This window comes from Pandoraea sp. NPDC090278 (assembly GCF_044772185.1).
Taxonomy (GTDB): domain Bacteria; phylum Pseudomonadota; class Gammaproteobacteria; order Burkholderiales; family Burkholderiaceae; genus Pandoraea.
Window position 1 is genome coordinate 1 of sequence record NZ_JBIVYJ010000022.1, and the last position, 9,807, is coordinate 9,807.

A 9,807-nucleotide genomic window follows, 5' to 3' on the forward strand; every position below is an offset into this window, starting at 1 on the left:
AACGCCCGCATCCTACGCCCGGAAACTGGCGAAGAAAGAGTTACATTAATCCCCGGACTCTAAAGCCTGGTGCTACTGAGAACGGGGAGACGTCGCGCCGGCGATGCCCCGCAATCACTTGCCACCAGCGTCGGCGACACGGAATACTCATATTGACTTGATGATGAGCGATAGACCCTACACCAATTTAGGTATTGGATGTGACGGGCGTCGGCAGCACGAGACCTAGTCCTGTCACTAAATCTTGCAAAGATAGTGCGGCAGCTTCTACCTCCGCTGTCCATGTGTCAGAATTTGAGAAATTCGTCTCAAAATCCATACATCGCCTTAGCCATAACGAGTCACCGAATGTGGCGAACGAACCTGCGATCTTGTGAATTTGAAAAACCAGCTTGCGTACATCCCTTAACGACATAGCCAGCTCATAATGCTCCAGATCAATGCCGAATTGCGAAATAAAGAGAATCTGATGCTGTTCGGAGGACTTAGAAAACTTGCTAAGAAAGCTTCTGGTTTCCGCATGGACAAGTCCCGATTCCGACGTGATCACCGAAAGACGAGGTAGCGGTACCGGCTTGCTAAGATAATCCGTGAATCCAAATTCGAGGCCTCGCATAATGTCACTAGGCTGTACGCTCGCACTGATGGCGTATACCGGAATCGACGAACCTGTCTGCCGAATGCACTTGAGAAGATCGTAGCCGGACATTGCCGGCAAGTTGATATCCGTGATAATAAGGTCAATCTTTTGCCCCTGGTGTAGAAGTGCCAAGGCATCTTCACCTGCACTACAGGAAAGAGTTGTAACGTTCAATGACGATAATTGATCCTTGAGCAATTTGGCATTCAGCTCGTTGTCTTCTACGATGAGCGCAACCACTCCTTGCACCCCAGCCTGCTTTGGCACAACTAACTCGCTTAACGCAGTTACCTGAGCTTCGCTATGGTCGTGAGATGACAAAAATATTTTCTTCAATGCAGCGTCGATCCCTTCGATGCTGTAGGTGCACACTTCCAGTGCGCCTGATTCTCGCCTCGTCGGCAACAAAGGGCCTTGCGGCGTCAGTTCAAGGACCTTGCTAGCACCTATCTGATCTATTAAGGAGGCAACGAGGTGGTTTGCAAGAGCCACGATAACGACGTCCGCCGAAGCATACACCTCGCGTTCGGGGAGCGTCTTATAGTTGTGTACGAAGCAGTCAGATCCCGAAAACACGACGGACAACCATGATGCCAGCTCCGGCTCGCTGCTGATGACGACTGCTGTACGTTGAGGCTCCAACAATCCCTGCAACATCGCATCCCCGTGCTCGTCTTCGGCAAAGGGAATGACCACGCGCACTCGTGTCCCAACGTCTACGGTGCTTTCCACAGAGATGCTGCCTTTCATCAGCGCGGTAAGGCGAGAGCAAATTGAAAGCCCCAAACCTGTCCCGCGTATTCTCGCAAGTCGGTGGGATTCGCCTTGGAAAAATGGCTGAAACAGCTTTGGAATAACCTCCTCGGGAATTCCGACTCCTGAATCTGCTACAACAATATCAAGCACAGAATCGACCCACGAAATTTTCAGTGTGACCTTGCCGGAACTCGTAAATTTAAAGGCGTTACTCAGCAGATTGTGTAGTATCTGAGAAACTCGTAGAGCGTCCAGAAAAAGCTCTGCAGGAACGGTCTTTTCCAAAGAAAGATAGAATGAAACGCCCGCTCGCGTCGCGACCGGAGCATACATTACAGCAATAGACGAAAATAGCGTCAAGGTCGACTGCCAACGTCGATTCAAAGGCATTTCACCGATGTCGATCTTCGAAAAATCAAGCACGTCATTGACGATTTGCAGTAGATCCCCCGTTGACGCCTGCATGGCATGCAGGCGGGCTCGTTGTTCTTCTGCCAAGTCACCGAGCGCCATCAGCTCGAGATTCCCTGATAGGGTAGCCAGCGGGGTACGGATTTCGTGGCTCATGGATGCGAAAAATTTAAGCTTCGCTCTTGCGGCGTCTTCACTCGTCTCCTTCGCTTGTCGAAGCATTCTTTCCGCTTCAATATGTTCCGTAACATCCGCAACAGCGCAAAAATACACATCCTCGTCGTTTAGCAGCGCCGGAGCAAAGGTAATCTCTAGGTGAGTGTTAGCACCTTCATTGGGGGAAACCGAGACAGGAAACTGAGAAATGACTGTATGCTCCGTTTCATCGCCAATTTGTGTCACCTCAGACTGACGCACCACATCAGCAAAACCACGGGCAAACTCGGATGGCAAGTCTGTATCTGTCTCCGAAAGATTCAGTGTTTTACGGAATTTGCTATTTGCAACAACGATTTGTCCTCTGTCCTTATTAAGGATGCACAATCCAATGGGAGTAGCATGAACCAAGAGGTGATTTAACATTTGCCGTTCAATCGCGTGCTTTGCTTGACGATACGTACGTTCAATAAAATGACGCCGCCAAAATCTTGATGCAATAAATAGAATAGCGATGGTAATGCCTGCAAGTGCAAGTATCCAAATCGACCCTGAGCGTAATATTGTCAAAATCGCGCTCCATGGCAGCGCTACAACCATCGTGTCACCTCCAAACGCTCGTGACGGCCACCGCATCGCCCATCCAGCGGCAGACAACTGCGAGAAAGATTCACGATTCGTTTCGAAAACCTGCTTGTGCAACTTGCCTGCCTGCGCGGTAGATAGACTTCCGATGAGCACGTTGCCAAACTGATCAAGTAATGCTATCCCCCCCCCCCTGCTTTCTGACGTCGCAAATGATGGCAGAAATGGACCGACATCGATTGAAGTCACAAGAAGCGCTTTCGGTGAATCTCCTCCGGTATCGGTTGGCAGGACTGCGATCAAGGTCGTAGCATTCGCTCCAAAAGTATTTGGCACTCGCATCCAAACCGGCTCGCGAGACGCATTTGATGCCTTCAGGTGCTTCATTTGTGATGAAATTTCCACAACGAAACGCCGTAGACCATCATCGGTACGAATGTTATTCTGCGTTTCGATCGTCGGAAAGTTATGCGAGTATGCGAGCGACGCATCTTCAGCAACTATCATCAGCGGGGCATCTCCGCCAACTGTAGCCAAGAGACTTGCTGCATCATTGCAGACCTCCTCAAAGACCACGTTGGATCCCGTGCTACCGGCTGACCTTCTACAAATTGACGGAGATGTCGGATGCACGGTGTGTTCCTTATAGTACACACCGTGATTTCTCAGTAAAAGACGAGAAGTATCGAGCATTCCAAGACGTCTGACGACAACAGCACTGAGCCCTTCATCGGCTGACCACAAAGCCTGCTCGTACAGTCGAAGAGTGCGTGTCGCCTTACCACCGATAACGAAAATGGCAGATATGACAATTAAGAAAATCAACGTCGAAACAAAAAACGAGAACATCAGATGTTCTCGTTGCATACTTTTTTCAAGGGAGCGGATGGCTCTAAGTGGAGATAAGCCAGCTTTGCTTAAGTAGCGATCCATCAAATCAGCCCCATTTTTTCTGCGTATAGTACGAGATCAGCGTTTGACTGAACACCCAGCTTGTCCATGGCACTTTTCTTCTGAGTGGCAACTGTCGATATGGCCCGGTTAAGCTTGCTAGCAATATCTGACATCGTCATGCCGCCAGCGAACAAGCGAACAACCTCAATTTCCTTTGCGGTCAGTTGATCCAACTTAGAAACAACGCTCGCGGTCGAGTTTTTTGAAAGATATAATCCTAACCGCTTTGTAACGGCCGGACCGAGTTCAACTTCCGCGTACGGCTCTCGCATCGCGCGCACGCAAATCTGGGAAAGAACTTCGGGAGACTCCTCTTTTCCAACGACCCCGCGAACGCCACAAGCGATAATTTGCTTCAACACTGCTGGATTTGTATTCATCGTAGCGACGACGACCATAATCTCAGGGAATTGACGCCTTAGAAGTCGCAGCAGTGATAGACCATCGTGGCCCGAACTATCTTGGACCATTGAGAAATCAGTGACGATAAGTTCACACTTTTTGAGTCGCAAAAGTGCCAATAGCTCTTCCCCTGACCCTGCAAGGGCTACAACGGAAAATTGACTACTATCATGAAGCGCCCGTTCAATAGCACTTAAAATCAACGGGTGGTCGTCTGCAATAATGGCTCGAAACATCGTGTGCCCTAGCGAATCCAGTGGGTGCGCGCCCGAAAATTCCAGATGCACTCTCTCAGAGTGCGATCGACCGAAAAGCGCCATCCACCGTGTTTTTATTCCGACAGATCAATCTTGGCAAGGAGATCCGACACCATTCTATCGCTAAGTTGTTCCCCGTTGTCAAGTCCCGATACCCCTTTAGCCATTATGGTTTTACGGGGATAAATATGCTCTCGGTTGATGGAAACATCCGCGACAATTGCAACGACCAGAAGCAAGACTAAAAATATAGATAAATTTATGCATGTACGCTCCAACACAACCCCGCATGTTCTCCAGTCGCATGCGTAAATGAGTAACGCGCACGAATAGAACACTACAAGCACGAGAAGCACAAACGTCGGAAGGAACTTGAGTACGAGCTCGGGGCGGTCCATCGCCCTCGCAAATATATGCTTTTTCATGTTTCGCCGACGCGGACACGCAAACTCAATTCATTCATGCCCGCTGGGCACCCCAAATGAAATCCCTGTCCAAGCAACCCCGGAAACTTTGAAAGCCAATCGATTTGCTCCGCAGTTTCGATGCCCTCGACGATCAGGTCAAGATCCAAATCATGGCACATTTGCCAAAAAGCCTTAACTAACGCTTGCTGCTTGGGGGCATAGGCTCTGTCTTTACCACCCTTCATTGCCAATTTGATGCCGTCAATTTCTAAATCAACGAATGCTCTGATGCCCAGAAATCCACTTGCAAAATCATCTAAATATATGACAACCCCAAGTTCGCGCAGTCGTCGCAGTTCACGCGCACATCGATCTGAAAAAATAAAAGGTGTTGTTTCAGTTATCTCGATGCAAATTTGATTTCCATTAAGTCGGTATTTATTTAATGACGCTTCAACATATGAAGAAATGGATTGCCCGCAAACAAACTGTTGCGGGGAGACATTAATTGCAAGCCGCCCTTCATAATTTTGTGTTTCTAGTTGACCTGCCAGACATCTCATCGCCGCATCAATAACAAACTCCCCAATAGGTGTTATCAGTCCACATTTTTCGGCAATAGGAATAAATACATCGGGAGAACAGACGGTTTTCCCACCTTGCCGCCATCTCACCAACGCTTCTGTCAAAACTTTTCGACCTGAATCCAGTTCAAAAATTGGCTGATATTCTAACGTCAAATCATGGTTGACGAGCGCCATTGCTAGCGCGGCCTCCATGCTTTTTGACGGCCGCCCGGCCTCAGTAAAATTGCAGTATTCGAGATTTTCTTCAACCATAATTCATCAAGTTAAATCTATTAGACTTCCAGAATATTCAACCGCGCCCCGTCTGCATAAAAAACCACTGCGACCGAAGGTTGCCAGAAGGCGAACGTAGAAATTTTTCGTATGACGTATAGTGCGTCTGTTAGTATCTTGTCGTGAATAGAAAAAACTCTAAAGATTTAGCATCGAAGCGGACGATTTTCGATTGATCAGATCGGGGGAGTGCGCCGAATGATAGAGTTTCCACTCGGAGAGAGTGCGTTTGACCAGGGAGTGCATATTGGATGTGGCCGCAGAAGTTCAGACGACCGGTTAGGTGGACGGACCGGGGCCTGAGCCTACAATGGCTGATGCCTCCGGTCAGCTTAGGGAAGGCGTCATTTATCCGGCGTTCGGCACCCATTCGTTTTCAAACTTGTGAAGCAGCGCTCCATCTGCGAGTAATCCCAACGATTACCACATCGGTTCATATTCTGCTCAATTCGGTGCCGTCACAATCGCTGGCGAGAGACTTGCGACTACCGAACTGACCGCCCTGCTCGTACGCCAGTTCGAGCGCCTGCAGCATCAGGTCGGCATCCGGTCGCGTCGAAAATTTCCTGCCGACAACGCGGCACGTGAATAGATCTAAAACAGCGGCCGAGAGGTGCCAACGACCCTACGCCCACACGTAGGTGATGTCACCGCACCAAACTCGATTGGGGGCCATCCATCACAAACTTCCGATTCAGACGATTCGGAATGGCTGCGCGCTCGATCGTGGCGCGTTAGTACTCATGGGTGCCCGGTTCCTTCCGAATCCGCCCAAGCTTTGCCATCAAACGATTGACCTCAGACGCTCTATGGCACTTGCTCACGCACCATTCCCATGATGTTGCGACTGCCCCCTGAGCTACGGCTTTTGACGAACAACTCATGCACACAACTGCGTCGCGCCATGCACGTCAGATCGACACGTTACCGTCGCTACCCAAAGGAATACAGACGAGATCGAGGAAGCTCAAACAATGCTCACGTTCGGTCCCTTCCAACATTAAGAGCCCGGTACCTATTCTTGAAAATGGCCCTCTCGCGCTCAATGCGATCGACACGTGCTTCAACCGCCTGAATTCGCTACTGCGCTCGGGTGAAAACTTTGCCCTGAGAGGTAACACTTTGGCGTTCAAGCTGAAGCTGTTCAACCCCGCAGCGCAAAACGGATTCGACAACGCAAACAGAGCAACATGCTTCCATGCAGCTTTATGCTGATCAAGGACCAGTACCGCAGCATTGCGTTTGAACTCAGGGGGCAACGCTCGAGCCATCCATCATTTTGTTGTAGCTCAGCATGCGATTGCTGACGATGTCTCTCAGCAATGTTTTCATTTCCATATGGTGGGTCGGCAAGCCAAGAGAATGTTTTTGTTGCTTAAAAGGTGTCAGTTTTTGTTACGGTCCACGTTGGGCCCAGGCGATCACGTTAATCCCTTAGACAAAAGCCAGCGCACGCGTCAAATCGCCCGGCGGGTTCGTGCCGCGTGCCGCGAAGGCGGCGTTGCGATATGCGATGCCTTCGAGCGTCGGCAGATCGTGCAGACGCGTGACGAAGCGCAGGACCGACGTGGTGTCGTAGAACGTGTGATCGACGTTGCCGCGCTTGGCGAACGGCGACACCACGATGGCCGGAATGCGCGAGCCCGGACCCCAGCGGTCGCCCTTCGGCGGTGCCACGTGATCCCACCAGCCGCCGTTCTCGTCGTACGTGATCACGACCACCATGTTGTTCCACTGCGGCGACTTCATCAGGTGCGCGAGTACGTTCGCCACGTGCTGGTCGCCGGACTCCACGTCCGAATAGCCCGCGTGCTGATTCAGGTTGCCCTGCGGCTTGTAGAACGTGACGGCGGGCAGCTTGCCTGCAATCGCGTCGGCGATGAATTTGTTCGAGATCGGGCTGTCGCCTTCACCGCCATCGCGCAGGTGTTCCTCGCGCGCTGCCGTGCCCGGTGCGAACTGAGCGAAGTAGTTGAACGGCTGATGGTGGTACTGGAAGTTCGGCTTGTCCGCGCCGCCCTTGTGATCGAGTGCCGATTGCCACGCGCCCGCATACCAGGCCCACGACACGCCCTTCGTCGACAGCAGGTCGCCGATGGTGGCGTAGTTCTGCGGCGGCAGCGTAGCCGGGTTCGACGGGTCAGCCAGACGTTTGTCGCCCGAGGCGGACGGCTTGATCGGCGACGGCTGATACGCCGGCATCATCGTGTTCACGGCGAAGTTGTCCGGCGTGATCGCACCGTCGCGCACGAACTTCGGCTTGCCGTCGGCAGCCGACGCGGGCGAGTCCGGTGCAACCGCGAGACGCACACCCTGCGGGCCGTCGGCCAGCACGGCGACCTTGTCCTTGGCCGGGCTTTGCGCGGCGTTCGGATACATCGGCGGGCGCGCCGTCACGAGGAACTGGTGGTTCAGGAACGAGCCGCCGAAGGCTGCCATGAAGAAGTTGTCGCACATCGTGTACTGCTGCGCGATCTTGTACATGTCGAGCGTCTTGGCCGTCTCGCCGTAGTAGCCCATCACGAGACCGCCAGAGTTAGCCCAGGCGGCGAACTGGTTGTTCGCGCCGTCGTTGATCTGCATCTGGTTCTGCCAGAACAGGTGCCACAGGTCGCGCGTGATGACCGACTCCGGCAGCAACTTGCCTTCGGCGTCCTTGAGCATGAACGGCGCGTTGGGCTGACGTGCAATGTCCTTCTCGGTGATGTGGTACTTCTTGCCGCCGATCATCTGCGAGCGCGGCACCAGACCGTCGAACACCGGCGGGAGCAGCGACATTGGCGTCTTGCCGTCGCGATCGAGCTGCGTGTAGCTTGATGCGGCCACCTCCGAGAGCGGCTTCTCGAGGCCGGGGAAGTCGGCGAACAGGTTATTGAAGCTGCGGTTCTCGAGATAGATCACGACGACCGTCTTCACATTGGCCTTGAGCTGGGCGTCGAACGTGCCGCCCGCAGCGACCGCCGTCGGTGCGCCCGCACCGCCTGCGGCACCGGCGGCGCCGATGGCGGCCAGACCTTGCAGAATGCGGCGACGCTGCGGATTCGTTGGATCGTCGGCGTGCGAGAGGTCGGCGTCGAGTGCCGGATCGTGCGGCTGAGGCGTGGTGTCGTGCGTCATGATAACTTTTTCCTAGTTTGGGAGAATGCAGTGGCCATGAATTCCGGGGTGTGAGTTTTGGAAAGCATGGGCGCATAATCGGCCCATGCCCTGGTCGGAATCGAAAGTGACGGAATGGAAGGATCAATAGTCTCAAAATTTGCCAGCATCCATTAAGAGGGTTAATTAAGTTTCGATAAACTTCGATTCATACCCGGAGGGCTAGGAGCCGCTATCCAAACCGTCGGCATACACTGGATTGACGTAAGCCGTGATGTGGCATACATGAAGATCAATAATGAGCTGGCACGAGCTTTAGAGTTGCTGCTGACGGTTGCGGAATTTGGCGCAAATGATGTGCGCCCGCGATTCGGTGGTGGCGCATTCTGGGGGCAATGCTGATGCCGTCGAGCGAGAAGATATCGGTGCGGTGACCAACATCTACCCGGCGAGAATTAGCGGAAGGCCACCACTGACCTGTCCGTGAAATTTCGTACCAAAGAAATCTAGAGACAATGGCTCCTCAGCTCATGAGGAGTTGGTATGAAGAATAGCCGGTACAACGACGAGCAGATTGTTCGGATACTTCGCGAGGCAGTTCGAGACACGGTGCCCGAGGTAGCTAAGCGCCACGGCGTAAGCGAAGCGTCGATCTACGCTTGGCGCAAGCGCTTTGGTGAAATGGTCAGCGATGACGTCAAGCGCCTCAAAGCACCAGAGGCGGAGAACGTCCGACTGAAGAAACTGGTCGCCGACCAGGCACTCGATATCCAAGTTCTGAAGGAGATCGGCGCGAAAAAGTGGTGAGCGTGCAGGCTCGCTGTGTGCAAGCCCGGTTTGCGATGGCGCGGGGCTTGAGCCAACGGCGAGCGTGCACGCTGATGCAGGTCAACCGTTCGAGCTTGGGTTACAAGCTCAAGATGCCGAGCAAGAACGCGCCAGTGATCGATGCGATGCGAGCGTTGTCGGGGCAATTCCCGCGCTTCGGCTCACGCCGCATCCGTGTGTTGCTAGGGCGCGAAGGCATCGTAGTCGGTCGCGACCGATGTGCTTCGCTCTGGGCGCAGGCGGGTTTGCAAGTGCCAAAGAAGCGTCGCAGACGCCGCGTAGCAGGCAGTCGTCCAAGGCCCCACGCACCGGCAGCTCGCAACTCGGTTTGGTGCTATGACTTTGTATTCGATGCCTGTGCGAACGGCCAGCAGGTCAAATGCCTGACGGTGGTCGATGAATATACGCGGGAGTGCCTGGTGATCGATGTGGCGGGATCGATTCGTTCACGTCGA

The 9,807-nt window shown here is 53.1% G+C and carries 6 protein-coding genes; 2 read left to right on the forward strand and 4 right to left on the reverse strand.

Annotated elements, in window-relative coordinates; all coding sequences use genetic code 11:
• Positions 1-187: 187 nt before the first annotated feature.
• The 4 genes from ACIQWO_RS27060 to ACIQWO_RS27075 all read right to left on the reverse strand — a co-directional run bounded on the left by ACIQWO_RS27060 (position 188) and on the right by ACIQWO_RS27075 (position 8,545).
• Positions 188-3,481, reverse strand: a complete 3,294-nt coding sequence (locus ACIQWO_RS27060) for an ATP-binding protein (protein WP_402830787.1) — start codon at positions 3,479-3,481, stop codon at positions 188-190.
• Positions 3,481-4,140 (reverse strand): response regulator, encoded by a 660-nt coding sequence (locus ACIQWO_RS27065; RefSeq protein ID WP_402830789.1) that lies wholly within the window; start codon positions 4,138-4,140, stop codon positions 3,481-3,483. Before ACIQWO_RS27065 ends, ACIQWO_RS27060 begins: the two co-directional genes overlap by 1 nt.
• A gap of 442 nt (positions 4,141-4,582) precedes the next feature.
• A complete protein-coding gene (locus ACIQWO_RS27070; RefSeq protein ID WP_402830791.1) occupies positions 4,583-5,329 on the reverse strand; it encodes an EAL domain-containing protein in 747 nt (248 codons plus the stop codon).
• 1,533 nt (positions 5,330-6,862) lie between these two features.
• On the reverse strand, positions 6,863-8,545 hold the full coding sequence (locus ACIQWO_RS27075) for an acid phosphatase (protein WP_402830793.1): 1,683 nt from the start codon (positions 8,543-8,545) through the stop codon (positions 6,863-6,865).
• Positions 8,546-9,067: 522 nt separating this feature from the next.
• On the opposite strand from ACIQWO_RS27075, the gene ACIQWO_RS27080 reads away from it, so the two are divergent.
• A complete protein-coding gene (locus tag ACIQWO_RS27080; protein WP_402830794.1) occupies positions 9,068-9,331 on the forward strand; it encodes a transposase in 264 nt (87 codons plus the stop codon).
• Positions 9,332-9,378: 47 nt separating this feature from the next.
• On the forward strand, positions 9,379-9,807 hold a 429-nt coding region (locus tag ACIQWO_RS27085), incomplete at its 3' end, for an IS3 family transposase (RefSeq protein WP_402830796.1).